The sequence below is a fragment of the Brevundimonas sp. 2YAF1 genome, assembly GCF_052114745.1.
GTDB lineage: Bacteria > Pseudomonadota > Alphaproteobacteria > Caulobacterales > Caulobacteraceae > Brevundimonas.
The window spans coordinates 24,436-42,689 of record NZ_JBFRFI010000004.1 but is presented as its reverse complement, the minus strand read 5'-3'; the positions used below and the strand labels follow the sequence as shown (position 1 = coordinate 42,689).

At 65.5% G+C, this 18,254-nt stretch carries 21 protein-coding genes; 8 read left to right on the top strand and 13 right to left on the bottom strand.

Going from position 1 to position 18,254, the window contains the following annotated elements; genetic code table 11:
• Positions 1-8 precede the first annotated feature (8 nt).
• The 3 genes from AB4Y68_RS07030 to AB4Y68_RS07020 all read right to left on the bottom strand — a co-directional run bounded on the left by AB4Y68_RS07030 (position 9) and on the right by AB4Y68_RS07020 (position 2,224).
• Entirely contained in the window at positions 9-347 is a 339-nt protein-coding gene (locus AB4Y68_RS07030) for a hypothetical protein (RefSeq protein WP_441454801.1), read from the bottom strand.
• A gap of 151 nt (positions 348-498) precedes the next feature.
• A complete protein-coding gene (locus AB4Y68_RS07025; RefSeq protein WP_441454800.1) occupies positions 499-798 on the bottom strand; it encodes a hypothetical protein in 300 nt (99 codons plus the stop codon).
• A gap of 103 nt (positions 799-901) precedes the next feature.
• Positions 902-2,224: a tyrosine-type recombinase/integrase gene (locus tag AB4Y68_RS07020; protein ID WP_441454799.1), complete on the bottom strand. Its 1,323-nt coding sequence runs from the start codon at positions 2,222-2,224 to the stop codon at positions 902-904.
• A gap of 314 nt (positions 2,225-2,538) precedes the next feature.
• On the opposite strand from AB4Y68_RS07020, the gene AB4Y68_RS07015 reads away from it, so the two are divergent.
• Complete coding sequence (locus AB4Y68_RS07015; RefSeq protein WP_441454798.1) at positions 2,539-2,874, top strand: hypothetical protein; 336 nt, start codon at positions 2,539-2,541, stop codon at positions 2,872-2,874.
• A gap of 72 nt (positions 2,875-2,946) precedes the next feature.
• Positions 2,947-3,507, top strand: a complete 561-nt coding sequence (locus AB4Y68_RS07010; protein ID WP_441454797.1) for a hypothetical protein — start codon at positions 2,947-2,949, stop codon at positions 3,505-3,507.
• Positions 3,508-3,513: 6 nt separating this feature from the next.
• On the opposite strand, the gene tgt is transcribed toward AB4Y68_RS07010, so the two are convergent.
• From tgt to queA, 3 genes are all read right to left on the bottom strand, one after another.
• Positions 3,514-4,629 carry a tRNA guanosine(34) transglycosylase Tgt gene (tgt, locus tag AB4Y68_RS07005; protein ID WP_441455006.1) on the bottom strand — a complete coding sequence of 372 codons (1,116 nt, stop codon included), beginning with the start codon at positions 4,627-4,629 and terminating at the stop codon, positions 3,514-3,516.
• A 148-nt stretch (positions 4,630-4,777) separates the two neighbouring features.
• A complete protein-coding gene (locus AB4Y68_RS07000; RefSeq protein WP_441454796.1) occupies positions 4,778-5,245 on the bottom strand; it encodes a nucleotidyltransferase domain-containing protein in 468 nt (155 codons plus the stop codon).
• On the bottom strand, positions 5,242-6,348 hold the full coding sequence (gene queA, locus AB4Y68_RS06995) for a tRNA preQ1(34) S-adenosylmethionine ribosyltransferase-isomerase QueA (RefSeq protein WP_441454795.1): 1,107 nt from the start codon (positions 6,346-6,348) through the stop codon (positions 5,242-5,244). The genes AB4Y68_RS07000 and queA overlap by 4 nt, the downstream gene beginning before the upstream one ends.
• A 117-nt stretch (positions 6,349-6,465) precedes the next feature.
• Here queA and AB4Y68_RS06990 point away from each other — a divergent pair, with 117 nt between their 5' ends.
• Positions 6,466-6,924, top strand: coding sequence for a MaoC family dehydratase (locus AB4Y68_RS06990; protein WP_441454794.1), 459 nt, complete (start codon positions 6,466-6,468; stop codon positions 6,922-6,924).
• Here the strand turns inward: AB4Y68_RS06990 and AB4Y68_RS06985 are convergent.
• Positions 6,921-7,742 carry a hypothetical protein gene (locus AB4Y68_RS06985; RefSeq protein ID WP_441454793.1) on the bottom strand — a complete coding sequence of 274 codons (822 nt, stop codon included), beginning with the start codon at positions 7,740-7,742 and terminating at the stop codon, positions 6,921-6,923. The genes AB4Y68_RS06990 and AB4Y68_RS06985 overlap by 4 nt on opposite strands.
• Positions 7,743-7,946: 204 nt before the next feature.
• Here AB4Y68_RS06985 and AB4Y68_RS06980 point away from each other — a divergent pair, with 204 nt between their 5' ends.
• Together AB4Y68_RS06980 and AB4Y68_RS06975 are read left to right on the top strand one after the other, a co-directional pair.
• Positions 7,947-9,620 (top strand): lysine--tRNA ligase, encoded by a 1,674-nt coding sequence (locus AB4Y68_RS06980; RefSeq protein ID WP_441454792.1) that lies wholly within the window; start codon positions 7,947-7,949, stop codon positions 9,618-9,620.
• A gap of 162 nt (positions 9,621-9,782) precedes the next feature.
• Entirely contained in the window at positions 9,783-10,256 is a 474-nt protein-coding gene (locus tag AB4Y68_RS06975) for an SH3 domain-containing protein (protein WP_441454791.1), read from the top strand.
• 124 nt (positions 10,257-10,380) lie between these two features.
• Here the strand turns inward: AB4Y68_RS06975 and AB4Y68_RS06970 are convergent, their stop codons facing one another.
• The 6 genes from AB4Y68_RS06970 to AB4Y68_RS06945 all read right to left on the bottom strand — a co-directional run bounded on the left by AB4Y68_RS06970 (position 10,381) and on the right by AB4Y68_RS06945 (position 14,719).
• Entirely contained in the window at positions 10,381-11,016 is a 636-nt protein-coding gene (locus AB4Y68_RS06970; RefSeq protein ID WP_441454790.1) for a S24 family peptidase, read from the bottom strand.
• A gap of 58 nt (positions 11,017-11,074) precedes the next feature.
• On the bottom strand, positions 11,075-11,506 hold the full coding sequence (locus AB4Y68_RS06965) for a hypothetical protein (RefSeq protein WP_441454789.1): 432 nt from the start codon (positions 11,504-11,506) through the stop codon (positions 11,075-11,077).
• A gap of 91 nt (positions 11,507-11,597) precedes the next feature.
• Positions 11,598-11,945: a hypothetical protein gene (locus AB4Y68_RS06960; RefSeq protein ID WP_441454788.1), complete on the bottom strand. Its 348-nt coding sequence runs from the start codon at positions 11,943-11,945 to the stop codon at positions 11,598-11,600.
• Positions 11,946-12,062: 117 nt separating this feature from the next.
• A complete protein-coding gene (locus AB4Y68_RS06955; RefSeq protein ID WP_441454787.1) occupies positions 12,063-12,470 on the bottom strand; it encodes a PaaI family thioesterase in 408 nt (135 codons plus the stop codon).
• Positions 12,467-12,949 (bottom strand): PaaI family thioesterase, encoded by a 483-nt coding sequence (locus tag AB4Y68_RS06950; RefSeq protein ID WP_441454786.1) that lies wholly within the window; start codon positions 12,947-12,949, stop codon positions 12,467-12,469. The genes AB4Y68_RS06955 and AB4Y68_RS06950 overlap by 4 nt, the downstream gene beginning before the upstream one ends.
• 162 nt (positions 12,950-13,111) lie before the next feature.
• Entirely contained in the window at positions 13,112-14,719 is a 1,608-nt protein-coding gene (locus tag AB4Y68_RS06945; RefSeq protein WP_441454785.1) for a response regulator, read from the bottom strand.
• A 207-nt stretch (positions 14,720-14,926) separates the two neighbouring features.
• Here AB4Y68_RS06945 and queC point away from each other — a divergent pair, with 207 nt between their 5' ends.
• The 3 genes from queC to AB4Y68_RS06930 all read left to right on the top strand — a co-directional run bounded on the left by queC (position 14,927) and on the right by AB4Y68_RS06930 (position 18,029).
• On the top strand, positions 14,927-15,646 hold the full coding sequence (gene queC, locus AB4Y68_RS06940) for a 7-cyano-7-deazaguanine synthase QueC (protein ID WP_441454784.1): 720 nt from the start codon (positions 14,927-14,929) through the stop codon (positions 15,644-15,646).
• A complete protein-coding gene (gene queE / locus AB4Y68_RS06935; RefSeq protein WP_441455005.1) occupies positions 15,643-16,278 on the top strand; it encodes a 7-carboxy-7-deazaguanine synthase in 636 nt (211 codons plus the stop codon). The genes queC and queE overlap by 4 nt, the downstream gene beginning before the upstream one ends.
• A 485-nt stretch (positions 16,279-16,763) precedes the next feature.
• Positions 16,764-18,029, top strand: coding sequence for a hypothetical protein (locus AB4Y68_RS06930; protein ID WP_441454783.1), 1,266 nt, complete (start codon positions 16,764-16,766; stop codon positions 18,027-18,029).
• Positions 18,030-18,254: the final 225 nt, after the last annotated feature.

The following is an 18,254-nucleotide window of genomic DNA, read 5'->3' as shown; positions in this document are numbered from 1 at the left end:
CCTGGGGGTCAGCCAGCGACGACTTCGCCCTTGTAATCGACCGACACCTTGGTCTTAGCGCCGTTCTTGGTGGCCGTTGCGCTCCAGATGCCCTGGGTGTCCTGGCTCAGGGGACCAATCGCGGTGTAGCCTTTCTTCTCGATCGCCGATCGCGCCTGGGCTTCAGTGAAGGAGTTCGCTCCGGGAGTCAGAGGTTCTGTGCCGCCGGTGTCGACCGCAGGATTTCGCGGGCTTTCGGATGGGGCCACTGCCGGACCTTCGACGCGGCCTTCATCGGCCTTTTTGTGGTCGCTGCATGCCGTCAGAAGTAAAGCTGTCGTGACGAGAGCCGGGAGCAGTAGTTTCATGGACAGATCCTCTCCGATTTGCGTCAAAAGAAGGCTGGCGCGGCTCAAACGGTTCCCAGGAAATTTCTTGATGTCAGTGGAACCTGCCGTCGGGCGGGGGCGTGAATGCAATGACTTTCGGGGTCATGGCTGAGAGGTCCAAGCAGAGCGGCTAAACTACAATCTGGGATTGCCTGCCGGGACGGACGGTGCCGCCTTGGCGAACCCGTCGTCTTCGTTGCTGTCGGTCATGACGGTCGTTCGCTTTGACCGCGTCGCTTGCGTTGCCCATGGCGATGGAGAAGCCGCTTTTTTGAATATCATGTCGTCGTTGGGCGACCTGCTCGGGCGTGATATCCACCCGCTTGGCCAGCGTGAGGAAGACAGCGCCCTTGTTTGCTTCGGGCCCGACCCCCGACCAGCCGGACCAGATCCGCGCGCGCGGCGGTATCACGCCGAACAAGGCCGCCACGCCGGGCCAGGTCTCGAAAGTGGTTTCGAGGATCAGGGTGTAAGGCTCGTTGCGAAGACCGATCTGCGCCTGCGGGTCGACAGGCGCTCGCTCGGGTGAAGGGCTAAGCAGCCTCTGCGCACGCTGTCAGGATAGAGGCGAGCAGGCGGTCCCATGCGATAAGCGCTGAACGCTTCTCCGCCATGAAGTCGTAAAGGGCGTAGGTCGAAAGTGTGACCGCAGCAGCGCCGCCTTTCTCGCTCGTGTGATTGAGAATTCGTCCGATGACGAAAGGTGAAATCCGAAGACGTTCACTCGCCATATTACTCGCCGCCGTACGTCTCAGGTCGTGCGGGGTAAGCGTTGGCAACGAGAGGGCGCTTCGTACATCCCGCAGGGCGCGACTCAACGCAGCTGGAGTCAGCGATTTGCTGCGGTCCCACCGTGCGGGAAAGACGAACGGCGTGGGTTCGTTGACGAGCGCCATCGCCTCCCGAATGAGGGCCAAGGCGCACGGTGACAGCGGCACATGCGTAGCTCGGCCGTTCTTGGTTCGCGAGGCCGGTATCGTCCAGACAGCTTGTTCGAGGTCGACCTCCGCTCGCGTCATATTTGCGACCTCATGGCGGCGCTGCAAGGTGAGGAGCAGCAGCTTGATCGCAATGCCGACGGGGCGGCTGACGTAAACGCGCTGGTTCTTGCGTCGTGCGCTCTTCGCGCACGTCAGGACCGTTGGGTCGTCCAAGCCTCGCCAAATCGCGCCGATCTCTTCGTCGCGCAGTACGCGGTCACGGGGCGACTCGTCTCCCAACGGCGGAACCTTGGCGACGGGATTCACTGTGACCGCCTCGGCCTCCAGAATCGCATAATTGAACATCTGACGGATCTGTGCGCGGACGCGATTAGAGCTCGTGTCCTGGCCCTTCGCGATCAGTCTCCGCAGGAGCGTCTTAATGGCCGCCGGGGTCACGTCCTCAAGTCGAAGCGCCCCAAGAGTCGGTTCGATATGCTTCGTCCAAAGCCATTGCTCGCCGGCGATCGTGGACTCCCGCTTGCGTTTTCCGCGTGGCTTCCATTCTCCGCGTTCAGTGGCTGCGAAATAGGCGACGCTGAGATCCTGGAATGTCTTGATGGTCTGCGAGCGGCGCTCGACCTTCTTTCGACGCTTCTCACCAGAGGGATCGGCGCCATCCGAGGCCTGGAGGCGGGCTTGGGCGCATCGCTTTCGAGCGTCGGCCAGTGAAACAGCGGGATAGATGCCGAGGCCGAGGCGGCGCTGGTCGCCGTCTTCGGTCCGGTAGCGGAGCGTCCAGGACTTCCGCCCGGTTTCGCTAACTCGCAGCATGAGGCCCGCGCCGAGTGGGTTCTCGTCGAAGATGTCGAGCCGCATCCCCGACGGGGCGGCGATGGACGCAACGTATTTGTCTGTCAGGCGGACCTTGGGCATGAGGCAAGTATGCCAGATTTGTCTGTGCCCCAAAGCATTTTGGGGCACATATGGGGCACAAAAAGCAGAGACTACATGGAAAGCGTTGGACGGTACTGAGCGGGAAAATCAAATATAAACAGGTATTTATCAAATTACCTGAAAAGCCCTGAAACCCAATGAAATCAATACTTCGTCTTACTTTTAATCAGAGGGTCCTCGGTTCGAGCCCGAGGGGGCGTACCATCTCCCCTTTTTTCTGAACTCCCAGGCCCGGCGACGGAACGACCGTTCGTCGCCCTTGGTTTTGGTCAGAAGTGCAAGGGAGATCGGCCATGCCGCATCAGAACACCACCTCTTCCAACGCCACGTCCCAGAACGCAGTGAACGATCCGTCTGCGCCGAACGATCAGGCGCGCGAGCAGAACCGAGCCGTTCACCCCGAACCCAAGTCCTACACCGCGCACGACGTGGCCGATTCGACCCTGGCGGCCCCGGCGGCGGGCGAGGTGGCGGAATATGCTGACGAGGGCGACGCCACCGGCGCCGAGGGTCAGCAGCAAGGTCGCAATCACAACACCCGCCCTATCCGCACCGAGGCGCACGGTGGTCAGGGCAAGAAAACGCGCAAGGCCAACCAGGACCGCTTCAACGCCCGCCCCATCCGCTGACGCCTTATCCGTCGACGCCCCATCCGCTCAAGGGCGACTTCACCCCCGGCGTCCGCCATGATCTAAGGCGGCATGCGCATTGTTCTGCTTGTTTCCGCTGTGATGGCGACGACCTTGTCTGGCTGCAACGCCGGCCGTTCCGCTGTGGGCGGCGCGCGCGAGGTCGGGGCCGGCTTCGGCGAGGCCGCCACTGCGCCGCTGGAGGACTTCAACCTGCGTCGGGAATACATTCCGACGGTGCTGCTGCAGGCGGAATCCAATCCCTATGATCTGCGCAACCTGAACCAGTGCACGACCATCGGCGCCGAGATCGCGCGGTTGGACGAGGCGCTGGGTCCGGACGCCGACCGGCCGCCGTCGCAGGACGGAAGCTTCCTCAGCGAACGCGCCGCCGACGCGGCGGCGCGCGCCACACTGGAGGCCATCCGCAACACGACGACGGACTTCATCCCCGGTCGCAACTGGATCAGGAAACTGTCGGGCGCCGACCAGCACAGCAAGCACGTCCAGTCCGCCATCCAGGCGGGGCGGATGCGCCGCGCCTTCCTGAAGGGCATAGGGATGCAGCGGAACTGCGCCCCGCCCGCCGCCCCCGACTGGTTCCGGCCGAGGCCTGCGGTGCAGCCGAGCTAAGCGTCGTCAGCGTTTGACGTGGCGGGCGTGGAAGTCGCGCCGGAACTGTTCGAAGCGGCCTTCGCTGATCGCTTCCCGCATCGCCGCCGTCAGGGCCTGGAAGAAGGCGATGTTGTGCCAGCTGAGCAGCACCTTGCCGAGAATCTCGTCGGCGCGGATCAGGTGGTGCAGGTAGGCCTTCGAATAGTCGTTGGACGCGGGGCAGGGCACGGCCATGTCCAGCGGGTCCTGATCCTCGGCGAAGCGGGCGTTCTTCAGGTTGATCGGCCCGTCCCAGGTCCAGGCCTGACCGTGGCGACCAGCGCGGGTCGGCAGGACGCAGTCGAACATGTCAACGCCGCGATAGACCGCCTCGACCAGATCAATGGGCTTGCCGACGCCCATCAGATAGCGGGGGCGGTCCTTGGGCAGGAACTCGGGCGCATAGTCCAGCACCTCGCACATGGCTTCATGGCCTTCGCCGACAGCCAGACCGCCCAGGGCGTAGCCGTCGAAGCCGATCTCTTGCAGCCGTTCCGAGGATTCCCGGCGCAGGTTTTCATAGGTCGAGCCCTGCTGGATGCCGAACAGGGCCTGTGTGTCGCGCGTGCCGAAGGCGTTCTTGGAGCGCTGCGCCCAGCGGGCTGACAGCTCCATGCCCTGACGGGCGCGCTTTTCCTCGGCGGGCCAGGCGACGCATTCGTCCAACTGCATGACAATGTCGGAGCCGAGCCGGTCGGCCTGAATCTGGATCGAACGTTCCGGCGTCAGGACGTGCTTGGAGCCGTCGATATGGCTGGAGAAGGTCACGGCCTCCTCGGTCAGCTTGGAAATGCCCGACAGGCTCATGACCTGGAAGCCGCCGGAGTCGGTCAGGATCGGCTTGTCCCAGCGCATGAAATTATGCAGCCCGCCGAGGCGCTCCATCCGCTCCGGGCCGGGGCGCAGCATCAGGTGATAGGTGTTGCCTAGCAGGATATCCGCGCCTGTCTGCTTGACCTGATCCACCGTCAGCGCCTTGACCGTGGCGGCGGTGCCGACGGGCATGAAGGCGGGGGTGCGGATGTCGCCGCGCGGGGTCTTCAGCACCCCGGTGCGGGCGCGGCCTTCGGTGGCGGAAATTTCAAACGGGAAGGGCAACAGGGACTCCGCTCATCCCGGCGGACGCCGGGATCCAGTGAGAGCCGCAGACTGGCGGCGTGAATTCGAGATTGCTCAACCACGGAACGGTCCGCCCTGTCACCCAAAGAACTGGATCCCGGCGTCCGCCGGGATGAGCGGGGGAAGAAAGTTAGCGCAGGCTTTCCAGCATTTCGGCGCGCTGCAGGTCCTTGGGCCGGCCGAACAGGCGGCAGGTCTCGATCTGCTCGGTGATCGACGGGGTGAAGACGGTGAAGTCCTCCAGCACGATCGGCACGCGGGTCGAGAAGGTCACGGGCACCCAGTCGCCGCCCGCCCGCACGTCCAGGCCCGCCATGACGTCCAGCGGCACCGGCGTGGTCAGGATCTGGCCGAACACCTGCGAACGGAACACGCCCTCGCCGGGGTCTTCGACCACCTGGCCGTGCAGGGCCTCGATCAGGCGGCGGGCGTCGCGCGGGCTGGCCATGATGTCAATGTCGGGCGCGCGCCAGTCCTGAAGCCCCGCCAGCACCATGGCCGCCCCGCCGAAAATCCACCACGGGTCCTGAAGCTCGCTCGCCGCCGAGGCGAGGATGTCGAGAGAGGCGGCGAGATCATCGGGCAGGTCGTCGGTCATGCGTCGCTCCGGAACAGCAGGCTCCCGTCGCCATAGGAATAGAAGCGATAGCCGCTGTCGATGGCGTGGGCGTAGGCGGCGCGCATGGTCTTGATGCCGGCGAAGGCCGAGACCAGCATGAACAGGGTCGAGCGCGGCAGGTGGAAATTGGTCATGAGCACGTCGCAGGCGCGGAAGCGGTAGCCGGGCGTGATGAAGATGGCGGTGTCGCCGTGGAAGGGCTGGACCACGCCGTCCTCGGTCGTGGCGCTTTCCAGAAGGCGCAAGCTGGTGGTGCCGACGCAGACGATGCGGCCGCCGGCGGCGCGGACGGCGTTCAGGGCTGCGGCGGTCTCGGCCGAGACCTCGCCCCACTCGCTGTGCATCTTGTGATCGGCGGTGTCGTCCGCCTTGACGGGCAGGAAGGTGCCGGCGCCGACGTGCAGGGTCACGGCGTGGGTGCTGACGCCGCGCGCGCGGATGGCGTCCAGCAGGGTGGGGGTGAAGTGCAGGCCCGCCGTGGGCGCGGCGACCGAGCCGTCATAGGTCGCGAAGACTGTCTGATAGTCCTTCAGATCGCGGTCGTCCTCGGGCCGCTTGGTCGCGATATAGGGGGGCAGGGGCATGACCCCGACGTCGCGGATGGCGTCGTCCAGCGCGGGGCCGGCCAGATCGAAACGCAGGGTGATCAGGCCGTCTTCGTTCTTGGCCTCGACCGTGGCGTCCAGCCGACCCAGTTCGCAGGCGGCGTCGCTGTTGCGCCCGAAATGGATCCGGTCGCCCGGCTTGATGCGCTTGCCCGGCTTCATGAAGGCGGACCAGACGTCGGGGGCGTCGCGGTGGTGCAGGGTGGCCTCGACCTCGACGGTCAGGGTCTCGCCTTCCGGCCCCCCGATCACGGGGTTGGGGCGCTGGCGCACGCCCGAGAGGCGCGCCGGGATCACCCGCGTGTCGTTGAACACCAGGGCGTCGCCGGGCTGCAGGAAGTCCGGCAGGTCGTGGACGATCCGGTCGTTCAGCGCGCCGTCCTTGACCACCAGCAGGCGCGCGGAATCGCGCGGCTCGGCAGGGCGCAGCGCGATGCAGTCATCGGGCAGGTCGAAGTCGAAATCTGAGGTCAGCATGAGGTGGGGCAAAGGCCATGACCGCGCCGCCGGGTCAAGGCGGGCGGCGAGACAGGGCGGTTGGTGCGGTCGCGCGAACCGACTATCTGAAGGCCGAATTCGCATGAGGAAGACGACATGGCCGATCGCTATCTGGACGACCTGACGGTCGGCGAGAGCTGGGAGGGCGAGCCCTTCACTATCACCGAGGCCGAGGTGATCGCCTTCGCCGAGCAGTTCGACCCCCAGCCCATGCACATTGATCCCGCCGCTGCCGCCGAGGGCCGGTTCGGTGGTCTGATCGCCAGCGGCTGGCACGTCGCCGCGCGGGTCATGCGAGAATACGTGGACGCCGCCTATTTCGGCGCGACGCCCATGCTGGGCCTCGGCATCGACGACCTGCGCTGGCTGCGCCCGGTGCGGCCCGGCGACACGCTGAAGGCGCGTCGCGAGATCCTCGAAATCCGCCCGTCCAAGAGCCAGCCCGACCGCGGCGTGGTCCGCACCAAGACCTGGGTCACCAATCAGGACGGCGAACTGGCCATGAGTTTCGAGAACCAGATGCAATTGCCGAGGCACGCATCCGCGCGGCTCTAGGCCCCTCCGATCAGGCGTGGACGCCCCAACTGTTGAACCAGAGGGCTCCACATCGTGGCGATATGGCTGCCGCCATAGACCACGAGGAGGCGACGATGTGTCTCCAGCCGCGACCGGATCAGGTCGAACAGATGCTGATCCCTGATTTTCATGTGCAGCTTCAACTCGCGCTGGACCGGCCCTGCGTAGTCGGGATCATTGCTCGCCAGCCAGTTCAGATCGGCGTTCAGGTCGAGGCCGGAGCGGTCGCGATACCAGGCGCGAAAGGCGAGGGCGCTGGTGTCGGGCGCTGGCGTCAGGTCGCGCGCGTTCCCTTTGGCCCAGCGCTCAAAGGCGGGATCGAAGCGGGGGTCGTTCGGTCCGCTGATGCCACCCTCCCTCACGCTCTGGGCGAGCGGGCCGAAGAGGAAGGCGTAGAAGGCGTCCTCGGGATCGCTGCCTGCCGCCAGCAGGGCGGAGAATATGTCCTGATCGGACGGCTCGCCGCCCCAAAAAGGGATGTCGCGGTTCATCGCCAACTGCGCCGTGTAGACGGCTTCGCCTGCCGCGAACGGGTTCGAAGGCGCCTTCAGGCGGCGAGCCTGGTCCACGATCGGACGCGGCCGTTCGCCCAGCGCCGTCTCGATGCCTTCGATGATGGCAGCGCGGGGCTGGACTGCATCGAAGGCGGTTCGCACCAGAGCGAAGGTCGGATGGTCGCCGTCGATGGAATGTCTCGCCGCCACAAAGCCCAGCGTCTGGTCGCCGCGCTCGAACACGGCCAGGAAGGGCGGCTGGCGAGGCAAGCGGGACTGCAGCGCCAGACTGAACTCGGACACGCCTTCGGATGACAATGGGGCGGACGTGCATCCGGCGGCCGAAAGACCGCCGAGGAGCGCTAATCTACGGTTCAGCTTGACCATGGCGCAGGATGAACACAGCGGGCGGGCCGCGCCTACTTAAATGCCTGTCATGCTCGCTGCGCGGCTCTGATCCGCCCGCTGCTGTTGACCCCGCGCGTTCAAGGCTTCAAAGCCCGATGCATGCTTCAGAACCTTGAAACCCTGTCCCGTGAGGCCCGTTCGTGGCCGTTTGAGCAAGCGCGCAACCTGCTGGCCCACGTGCTCAAAAAACGGCTGTCGGATGCGGAGCGCGATGCGGCGAAACTGCTCATCGACGCGGGCAAGGCGGACGAGGCTCTGGCGACCTTCGAGGCGTTGAACGCGCCGGTGATCCTGGAGACGGGTTACGGCCCGTCGGGCCTGCCGCACATGGGCACGTTCGGCGAAGTCGCGCGCACGACCATGGTGCGCAACGCTTTTCGCGCCCTGACCGGCGACCACTGGCGCACGCGCCTGATCGCCTTCTCGGACGACATGGACGGCCTGCGCAAGGTGCCGGAGGGCATCCCCAACGCCGAGATGCTGCGCGAAGACCTGAACCTGCCGCTGACCAAGGTGCGCGATCCGTTCGGCACGCACGACAGCTTCGGCGCGCACAACAACGCCCGCCTGCGCGCCTTCCTCGACAGCTTCGGTTTCGACTACGAGTTCATGTCCTCGACCGAGACCTATCGGTCGGGCCGGTTCGACGCGACCCTGCTGACGCTGCTGGAGCGCTTCGACAAGGTCATGGGCATCATGCTGCCGACCCTGGGCGAGGAGCGCCGCGCCACCTATTCGCCCTTCCTGCCGATCAGCCCGATCACCGGCCATGTGCTGCAGGTGCCGACGCTGGAACGCGATGTCGAGCGCGGCACCATCACCTTCGACGACCCGGCGGGCGGTCGCACCGAGGTCCCCGTCACCGGCGGCCATGTGAAGCTGCAGTGGAAGCCCGACTGGGCCATGCGCTGGACCGCCCTGGGCGTCGACTATGAGATGTCGGGCAAGGACCTGATCGAAAGCGTGCGCGAGTCGTCCAAGGTCTGCCGCGCCCTGGGCGGCGTGCCCCCGGAAGGCTTCAACTACGAGCTGTTCCTCGACGTCGAGGGCAAGAAGATCTCCAAGTCCAAGGGCAACGGCCTGACGATGGACGAGTGGCTGCGCTATGGCACGCCCGAGAGCCTGTCCTGGTATATGTTCCAGTCGCCGAAGTCGGCCAAGAGCCTGCATTTCAACGTCATTCCGCGCGCGACGGACGACTATCTGTCCTTCATCGAGCAGTACAAGACGCAGGAACCGGCCAAGCAGATCGACAACGCCGTCTGGCACATCCACTCAGGGACCCCGCCCGAGAGCGCCTCGCCGGTGTCCTTCGCCCTGCTGCTGAACCTGGTCGGCGTGGCCAACGCCTCGACCAAGGATCAGCTGTGGGCCTATTTCGCCAAGTACCTGCCCGAAGCCACACCCGAGAACGAGCCGGTGCTGGACCGCCTGATGGGCTATGCGCTGAACTACTACGAGGACTTCGTGAAGCCCTCGAAGACCTATCGTCTGCCCGACGACAAGGAGAAGGCGGCGTTGCTCGATCTGGCGGAACGTCTGAAGGCCCTGCCGGTCGACACGACCGACGGCGAGGCCATCCAGGGCGAGGTCTATGCCGTGGGCAAGGCGCACGAGTTTGAACCGCTGCGGGCCTGGTTCCAGGCCTTGTACGAGGTGCTGCTGGGCGCCTCGCAGGGGCCGCGGTTCGGGTCGTTCGCGGCCATCTATGGTTTGCCGCAGACCATCGCCCTGATCGAAGCCGGGGCGAACGGCGAATTGGCTGAGGGCTGAATGATCTGGGGTCGTCGCGGGAAACCGCGGCGGCTCTTTTTCTTCTCGGCCTCAAGTAGCGCCTTAACCATTATGAACCGAGAATAACGGCGAGGCTCCGGGAGCCTTCACCTTGAGCTAGGCATTCTTTCCCTCACGACCCTCGATGACAGGAGAGAGAGTATGTCGAAATTCTTCAAGGCGGGCCTCGCCGCCACCGCAATGTTCGCCGCCCTCGGTTCGGCCGCCGTGCCGATGACCGCCAGCGCGCAAGCCAACGGCATCACCAACTGCGACGCCCCGGGCGGTCGCCAGCAAGCGGGCGCGGCGATCGGCGCCGTGCTGGGCGGCCTGGCCGGCAGCCAGGTGTCCAAGCATGAGCGCGCCCTTGGCGCCGTGGTCGGCGCCGGCGCCGGCGCCGCCGCCGGTTCCTACGTCGGCTGCAACCAGCAACGTGCGCGTGCGGCCAATCAGGCGGCCGCCAACTCGTACCGCGCGAGCTCGAACCTGCGCATCCGCACGGGGCCGGGCACCAACTATCGCCAGACCGGCAGGCTGTCGGCCGGCCAGCCCTTCACGGCCATAGGCTCGCAAGGCGAGTGGGTGCAGATCGCCGGCGGCGGCTGGGTGAACGCCCACCACGTTACGCGGAACTAAGGGTCTGACAGGCTGAACAAGGAGGGCCGTCCATCGGGGGCGGCTCTTTCTTTTTGCGCTATCGGCCTTCGGCCTGCTTGAGCGCGGCTTTGTGCGCCACCGGCCTTTGGCCCGTTTGAGCGCGCTACTGGCTGACCCACAGGATGCGGGCCATCCAGAGGATGTCGCGGCGGGGCAGGGCGCGCGGCGGATAGGCGGGATTGATCGAGGCCAAGGTGACCTCACGCGCATTCATGGCCGCGATCTCCTTGGCCAGGGTCTCGCCGTCGGTGGTGCGCACCGCGACCCGGTCGCCGCGCCGCACGTCGGACGCTTCCAGGTCCACGATCACGCGATCGCCGGGCCGATAGAGCGGGGCCATGGAATCGCCGTCGATCGTCAGGCTGAACAGGCTGTCCTTGCGGGTCGGCAGGTCGGTCTGGTCCCACCCGTCGGCCAGCGGCAGGCCAGCGTCGTCGAAGAAGCCGTCGGCGCCCGCCTTGGCCAGGCCCAGCAGGGGAATGGACCGATCCTCAGGCGGCGCGTCGTCGGCCAGGGCGGCGAAGGCGCCGAGGGAAACACCGGTCGCCTCCAGAACCCGGGTCAGGCTCTCCGTCGAGGGCCAGCGCGGCCGCGGCGGCTCGCCCGGTCCAAGCCGTTTCGACGGGTTGAAACTGGTCGCGTCCAGACCGGCGCGCCGCGCCAGGCCGGAAGGCGAGGTGCCCTCGCGATGCGCCAGGGCGTCGATCGCTTTCCAGAGTTTGGCGTGGGACAGAGGCACTGACGGCGTTCCGAGACGGTGACGCCGCAGCCTATCGTGAGATGATAGGAATATCCACCTATTCGGCTTCGGCGCCGATGGCGCGCCGTTCCTGCCAGGCCCAGAAGGTGCCGACGGCGATGGCCAGCATGATGCCGTAGCCGGTCATGTTGACGACCGTGTAGAAGGCCGAGATCGGCGTCCGTAGATCCGCCATGATCATGACGTGGCTGGTCACGACCAGAAGTTGCAGCGCGCAGGCCCACACCGGCCAAGACCGCGGCGCCTTCCAGACCATAGCGCCGAAGATTATCAGCATCACCACGTCGATGGCGAACATCGCCCATTGGACGCCGCGACCGGCGTTGCTCTGCACCATCACCGAGGCGAACCAGCCAAACAGGAAAGCGCCTGCGCCAATCTTTTCAGGTTCGCCGCCTTTCAGGAAGGCGAACAGGCCAACGGCCACGACGAGGCCCGCACCCACATAGGCAGCAATGGTCTCGAACAACGAACGCCCCCACCGTCGCAATGACAATGGGGGCGAACATATAGCAAAGTTGTCAGGAACCGGAGACCCGATATCCTAGATTACGGTTATTTCACGCAACGCGCAGATGCGAGTCCTTGCGGGTCATCGGACGGTCGTCCCATTCGTCGGGCTTGTTGACCGGGCCGACCGAATAGACGCCGTAGCCGAGGCGACGGTGGTCCTTCTGGAGCTCGGCGTGGCAGGCCACGACGGCGTCGCGGGCGGTGCTGAGGGCCATGATGGCTTCGATAGCCTTGGCCTGCGAACCGGCGCCGGCCACCGGCGAGATCGACAGGGCGGCGCGGGCGCCGATCATCGACTGGACCAGGGTGGTGGCGTGGGTGATGGCGGCATCGACCGCATTTTCGGTTGCGTAGAGGTCGCCTGCGACGCTGGCGACGATTTCAGTGCGGTCCATGGCTTTACCCCTCAATAAAGGACAACGGCCATTTCTTAACGCGCATTAAGGGAATTTGGCAACGATTTGTTTACCAATGGTTACGATTCAACTTTTAGTTAACAGTAATTAACCATTTTAGGTTGCATCATCGCCCTCGTCGAGCAGGAAGTGAGCCGTCAGGGCGGCGATGGGATGGTCGCGACTTTCCTGCCAGGCCTCCGCCACTACATGGGCGACGCGGCGACCGGCCTTGTTGATCCGGGCGCGGGCATAGACGTCGCTGGGCTTGCCCGAGCGCAGATAGGCCACGGTGACGTTGATCGGGCGCGGCAGGCGCAGCCGTGGGTAGGTCAGCGACACCTGGGCGACGGCGGTCATTTCCAGCAAGGCCGCGGTCGAGCCGCCATGCAGGGCCGGCAGCATGGGGTTGCCGATCAGCTTGTCCTGGAAGGGCATGACCACGGTCAGCTCGTTGCCGTTGACCTGAGTCCTGAGGTCCAGAAAACGGGCGTAAGGCAGGCTGTCGAGCAGGGGAGCGATCATGCGGCGTCTCCGGCGGCGCGGGCCGCGCGCAGGTTGGCGCCGGCGCGATGATCGCCCTCGGCGCTGATGACATAGGCGGACTGGGCGGCCGCCACCGGATCGGCGGGATCGTCCTCGAACGCCCAGGCGCGAACGAAGCCGAGGGTGCGCGTCAGGCGATAGCAGCGCGCCTCGGCCAGCAGGTCGCGGCCGGGAATGGCGGCGCGCATATAGTCGACCCGAAGATCCAGGGTGGCGATCGGCTGATAGGTCTTCAGCGCCACCCAGACCGCCAGACCGCCGACATGGTCGAGCAGGGTGGTGACCAGGCCGCCCGCCAGGACGCCGGTTTCGGGATCTCCGACCAGATCGTCGCGGTAAGGGACGCGGATTCGCACGCGATCGCCCTCCAGGCCCTCATAGCCGAAGCCGAGCGCGTGGGTGTGGGCGGCCCCCGAGGCCAACTGGGGCAGGAGGGTCGTCAGAAACGTGTCGGTCATCAGGGCGTCCTGTCTTGGCCGGCGCCCGAACGGGCGGCCTGATCAGCTCGACCTTCGTGAACCCGCGCGCGCAGCCTTGTCCAGCCGTGCTCGGCCGGGGGCGTTCAGTTCAGCAGCGGAAGCGGATGGAGTCGCCCGGACGCCCGGCCCGGGCGGGACGCGTCAGGCGACGCCGCGTTCGCGCGCGATGTCGGTCGCGGCCGGATCGGACGCCAGCGCCGCGTTCATCGCCATTCGCAGGCGTTCCGGCTTGATCGGCTTTTCGACGACCGCCGCCATGCCCGCCGCCAGATAGTGTCTGGCGTCCTCGGGATCGGCGTTGGCGGTCAGGGCGATGATGGCGATGTTGCGCGCGTCGCCGCTGAGGGCGCGGATGGCCTGGGTCGCCTGGACTCCGTCTAGGCGCGGCATCTTGATGTCCATCAGGATCAGATCGAACGGACGCGCTTGCACGGCTTCCAGCGCCTCCTGGCCGTCCTCGACGGTTTCCGAGGTGCAGCCGAACATTTCGCACAGGGCCTGGGCGACGACGCGGTTGGTGGCGTTGTCGTCGGCGATCAGGATGTGGGGGCGGGCCTGCAGGTCCAGTTCGCCCAGGGTGGAGACGTTCGACGGCTCTTCCTGCTGGATGACGGCGCGCAGCGCCGACAGGTCGAAGGCGAATGTGGCGCCGCGACCGGCGTTGTTCTCGGCCCAGATGCGGCCGTCCATCTGTTCGACGATATGGCGGCAGATCGACAGGCTGAGACCGGCGCCGTCCGGGCCGGCGGCGTGGTCGAAAATCTGATTGATGCGGGCCGGGTCCACGCCGGGGCCGTCGTCGCGCACGCGGGCCTCCAGGCGGACCTGATCGCCGACGACGTGCGCCTTCAGACTGGCTTCCACCATGCCGTTGCGCGCGAATTTCAGCGCATGGCCGATCAGGTTGTTGAACACCTGGCTCAGACGCCGGCCGTCCAGCACGCTCGCCAGTTCGGTGTCGCCCTCATAGCCGACCATCAGGGTGACGCCGTCCTGGGCGGCGCGCGGCGCCCACAGGGCCTGAACCTCGTCCATCACGGCGCGCAGCGGCGTCGGCGCGAGCGTCAGCTCAAGCTCGCCAGCCTCGGCGCGGGCCAGATCCAGCGCGTCCTGCAGGGTGTCCAGCAGGGTCTCGGAGGAATCGATGATGGTCTGGACGTGGGCCAGGGCGGCGTCGTTCAGCGGTTGGCGACGCAGCAGTTCGGCCACCGCCAGCACGCCGTTCATCGGCGTGCGCAGTTCGCGGCTCATCAGCCCCATGAACTGGCTCTTGGCGCGAGCGGTCGCCGCGGCCTGGATCTCGGCGTCGCCGAGCGCGCGCACCTGATCCGACAGGTCGCGGTTCTGCTGGCGCTGGATGGCGTTGAGGGCGCGCAGCAGGGACACGGCCGTGCCGACGCCGCGGTAGGCGCCATTGCGGGTGACGATGAAGCCGCGCATCAGCGCGCCGGGGCCGCTCTTCAGAATGATGTCGGAAAAGGCGTCGATACGGACGCCGGCCTCGACCACAGCGGGCTCGTTGTCCATGATGTGGATGACTTCGCGGGCGCCGTACAGGCTCTGGCCCAGCGGTCCGGCCAGCTTCATCAGGAAGTCGCTGCGTTCGATCAGGCCCAGAGGGCGGTCGCCGTCGACAACGGGGATGACAAGGGTGTCCGGCTCCCGTTCAAAACGAACGAAGACCTCGCCCGCCATGGTGGTGGCGGTCACCGGCTCTACGCGCTCGGTCAGCACTTCGATCGTCGGCATACGGCCGGCACTCCACTATGGAGTTTTACATTTGATGAGAATCCTTTGCGGAAGGGTTAAGGACGAATCGAATTTGCTCACCTTGACGAAAAGGTCGGAGGCGACGCCTTTTGCGGCGGCGGGCTGACTGGCGTATAGGAAGCGTCGATCCATTTTTTCCGGTCCTTCTTTGGATGCGCGCGGCCGCCGGCCGACCGCAGGTTCGTCATGAGCGTTACGTCACAAAACTCTGAAAAGTCGGCCCTTGTCCTGTTCTCTGGCGGGCAGGACAGCGCCACCTGCCTGGCCTGGGCGCTGGAGCGGTATGAGCGGGTCGAGACCGTCGGCTTCGACTATGGCCAGCGCCATGCGGTCGAGATGCAGGCGCGCCAGACGGTGCGCGCCGAGATGGCGACCGTCCTGCCGCAATGGGCCGACCGACTGGGGCCGGACCATGTCGTTGATCTGACCGGCTTCGGGGCCATCGGCGAGACGGCCATGACCACGGATCGCGCCATCGAGGCCGACGCGCGTGGCCTGCCCAATACCTTCGTGCCGGGGCGCAACCTGATCTTCCTGGTCGCGGCGGCGGCGCTGGCGGACCGGCGGGGGCTCCAGGTTCTGGTCGGCGGCATGTGCGAGACCGACTTCTCGGGCTATCCCGACTGCCGCAACGACACGATCCAGGCCATGGCCCACGCCCTGACCCTGGGTCTGGCCAAGCCGTCGCCGGTCGAGACGCCGCTGATGTTCCTGACCAAGGCCGACACCTGGGCCCTGGCCGAGCGGATCGGCGGGGCGGCGCTGGTGGAGATGATCGTCGAGGCCAGCCACACCTGCTACCTGGGCGACCGGACGCATCGGCACGACTGGGGTTATGGCTGCGGGACCTGCCCCGCCTGCGAACTGCGCGCGGCCGGATACGGCGAATGGGCGGCGCGCGCGTGACCTATTCCGCCAAGGAAGTCTTCCTGACGGTGCAGGGCGAGGGCGGTCAGGCCGGGCGGCCCGCCGTCTTCCTGCGCTTTGCCGGGTGCAACCTGTGGAGCGGGCTGGAGCGGGACCGCGCGACCGCCGTCTGCAGCTTCTGCGACACGGATTTCGTCGGCGTGAACGGCGACGGCGGCGGCAAGTTCAAGACCGCCGACCTGCTGGCCGACCATGTCGCCGGCATGTGGCGGGGCCGCGAGGGCGATCCCAAGCTGGTGGTCTGCACCGGCGGCGAGCCCTTGATGCAGTTGGACGCGCCGCTGATCGACGCCCTCCACGCGCGCGGGTTCGAAGTCGCCATCGAGTCCAACGGCACACTGGCCGCGCCCGAAGGCATCGACTGGATCTGCATCAGCCCCAAGGCCGACGCCCCGGTGGTCCAGACCTCGGGCCAGGAGCTGAAGCTGGTCTATCCGCAGCCCCTGGCCATGCCGGAGCGGTTCGAGGGCCTCGATTTCGAACGCTTCTGGCTCCAGCCCATGGACGGCCCCGACCAGGCCGCGAACACCGCCGCCGCCATCGAATATTGCCTGACCCACCCCCAATGGCGGCTCAGCGTCCAGACGCACAAATACATTGGCGTGCGATAGGGCGGCGCGCGCCAGCGGGAGGCAAACGTTGCTGACCGCGCCGCGCGCCGTCGCACAAGAGCCGGCGGCCGGGAGGCCGGGTCGTTTTTCATTACGTTACGAAACAAGAGCCGCCCGCCGCATCTCATAATAGGAGGGCGCGCGAAAAAGTATTCGGAAGCGTTTTTCGATCACAGCCATCGGCATTAGAGGTTCCGCGCGCTGATGCGACAACGTGAAGCGGGTCGATCGTCATTTAGTTTTGGCGCGCCTGCCTTTGAAGCCGGATGCCGCACGCATTGCGGAGGACGAAAAGCCCGCGTCTTTCTCTGCTCACTACCTCGAAACTGTCGGTGGGATGCCCGTCGCGCTGAGTCAGCTACGCGCTAGCTACGGGTAATTACCAATTCCACGCTCCGACTGCCCATCCTAGTGGTCATGGTGCCGTCGTCAAAAAGGATATTTGTCGCCATGGATCCCGCCACAAATAATTTTCCGAAGGCGTCATGAACGCCGTCCCCACGGGAAATGTATCGGACCTGCTTTCACACCATGACGCCGTACGTCAGGGTGTGAAGGAGGGGCGTTGCCACACCGTAAGCCTAGCCCCAGTGCGCGAGGCTTTGGGGGCTCGGTGGTCCAGGCACGAAGGCTTGGTGGAGGATTTTGTTTTGCGCTCGTTCCGGCGAGGAGCGCTGGACGACGATCTGATCCTCAGGGTCAACGACGTCGACTTTGTTCTGATACAGCCCAGCCGTTCTCCGATGAGCGCCCTGAACCGGGTGGCGTTGCTCACCCGCCTGACCTTGGGTCACTTCCTGGGTCAGGTGCAGCCTGACCATATCCGGATCTCGATTATTGAACAGGCGGAGCCGGGCCAGATTGAAGCGCGGCGTGTGACGCCGGCTCAATTGGAAGAAGCTGCTCGATTGACAGTTTCGCTAGCGGATCCCGATGAAGACTCGCCGCCATGGGAGGCTTTCGGCACGAGACAAAAGCCGCGCAAAGTCGTCATCTTCAAGCGGCCCGAGGGCGGTGAGTTAGAGGCGCTTTATTACTGCGAGCCGATATGGAACACCGCCCACGATGCCGTAGCCGTCTTCCACCTTCGCGCCCAAACCTTCCATACGCTCCCCACTCAGCGCGCCGTGGTGTCTCCCGATGATCTCACCTCGCGCGCTCATGGCCTGATCGCTCATCGGCGCCTTCGACATGCGAGTGAAATCCTATCTCAATCGTCCCATCAGAATGTCGCCTTATCGGTCCCTTTATCCCTGGACGCCTTCGCCCATTCGTCCAGCCGCATCGCGATCATGCGCAAATTAAGGAAGATTGCGGACAATGAAGAAATCGGACGCCGTCTTTTCGTCGAACTGACTGATCTGTCTCCTAATGTTTCGGTCACCCGTGTTGCGGAGGCGGTCGCCCAGATTAGGGGGTTTGTACGCCGGACCACCGTTCGGCTACCCCGCCATTGCGCGGACTATTCGCAATGGGAACATACAGGCGCGGATGGACTAAGCGTGTCGCTCGACGGATGGGCGACCGAACGCGGCGCACGACGGCGCTTGGTCAGCCTCAGGGAACACGCACGACGAGCCGGAGCGTTCGCTGCAGCGGACGGCATTCGGGAGCCTTCTATGGCGGCTCTTGCTCACGCAAGTGGTTTGAAGGAGCTGTCCGGCGACCTGATCACACATGCGTTCGGCGATGGTTTCGAGGTTCGCCCTCTCGCTCTAGAGGGTGTGCTCACGCCGCGGTTTGCGGCATGAGCGTCGTTTGCGTGACTTGGGACGGCTTTACCGCCGACTTACAGGTCGTTGGCGAAGGCGACGTGCGAAAATCTTTTCGCCGCGATGTCCGCATCCCACTTTTTGAGGTCTATCAAACTATGGGTGAGCCTAAAGTCAGTTGAGGGTCGAATTCGGTCTAGGGCCTCAGCGCCGAAACCAGACATTGGCTTCTTGGCCAAGGAGCGGACTTTGCTTTCGTCCGCT

What these genes read in the sequence shown, in the direction of transcription:
- AB4Y68_RS07030 (WP_441454801.1), bottom strand. Translation starts at nt 347, where the DNA reads ATGAAACTACTGCTCCCGGCTCTCGTCACGACAGCTTTACTTCTGACG.
- AB4Y68_RS07020 (WP_441454799.1), bottom strand. Translation starts at nt 2,224, where the DNA reads ATGCCCAAGGTCCGCCTGACAGACAAATACGTTGCGTCCATCGCCGCC.
- AB4Y68_RS07015 (WP_441454798.1), top strand. Translation starts at nt 2,539, where the DNA reads ATGCCGCATCAGAACACCACCTCTTCCAACGCCACGTCCCAGAACGCA.
- AB4Y68_RS07010 (WP_441454797.1), top strand. Translation starts at nt 2,947, where the DNA reads ATGCGCATTGTTCTGCTTGTTTCCGCTGTGATGGCGACGACCTTGTCT.
- AB4Y68_RS07000 (WP_441454796.1), bottom strand. Translation starts at nt 5,245, where the DNA reads ATGACCGACGACCTGCCCGATGATCTCGCCGCCTCTCTCGACATCCTC.
- queA (WP_441454795.1), bottom strand. Translation starts at nt 6,348, where the DNA reads ATGCTGACCTCAGATTTCGACTTCGACCTGCCCGATGACTGCATCGCG.
- AB4Y68_RS06990 (WP_441454794.1), top strand. Translation starts at nt 6,466, where the DNA reads ATGGCCGATCGCTATCTGGACGACCTGACGGTCGGCGAGAGCTGGGAG.
- AB4Y68_RS06980 (WP_441454792.1), top strand. Translation starts at nt 7,947, where the DNA reads ATGCTTCAGAACCTTGAAACCCTGTCCCGTGAGGCCCGTTCGTGGCCG.
- AB4Y68_RS06975 (WP_441454791.1), top strand. Translation starts at nt 9,783, where the DNA reads ATGTCGAAATTCTTCAAGGCGGGCCTCGCCGCCACCGCAATGTTCGCC.
- AB4Y68_RS06960 (WP_441454788.1), bottom strand. Translation starts at nt 11,945, where the DNA reads ATGGACCGCACTGAAATCGTCGCCAGCGTCGCAGGCGACCTCTACGCA.
- AB4Y68_RS06955 (WP_441454787.1), bottom strand. Translation starts at nt 12,470, where the DNA reads ATGATCGCTCCCCTGCTCGACAGCCTGCCTTACGCCCGTTTTCTGGAC.
- AB4Y68_RS06950 (WP_441454786.1), bottom strand. Translation starts at nt 12,949, where the DNA reads ATGACCGACACGTTTCTGACGACCCTCCTGCCCCAGTTGGCCTCGGGG.
- AB4Y68_RS06945 (WP_441454785.1), bottom strand. Translation starts at nt 14,719, where the DNA reads ATGCCGACGATCGAAGTGCTGACCGAGCGCGTAGAGCCGGTGACCGCC.
- queC (WP_441454784.1), top strand. Translation starts at nt 14,927, where the DNA reads ATGAGCGTTACGTCACAAAACTCTGAAAAGTCGGCCCTTGTCCTGTTC.
- AB4Y68_RS06930 (WP_441454783.1), top strand. Translation starts at nt 16,764, where the DNA reads ATGAACGCCGTCCCCACGGGAAATGTATCGGACCTGCTTTCACACCAT.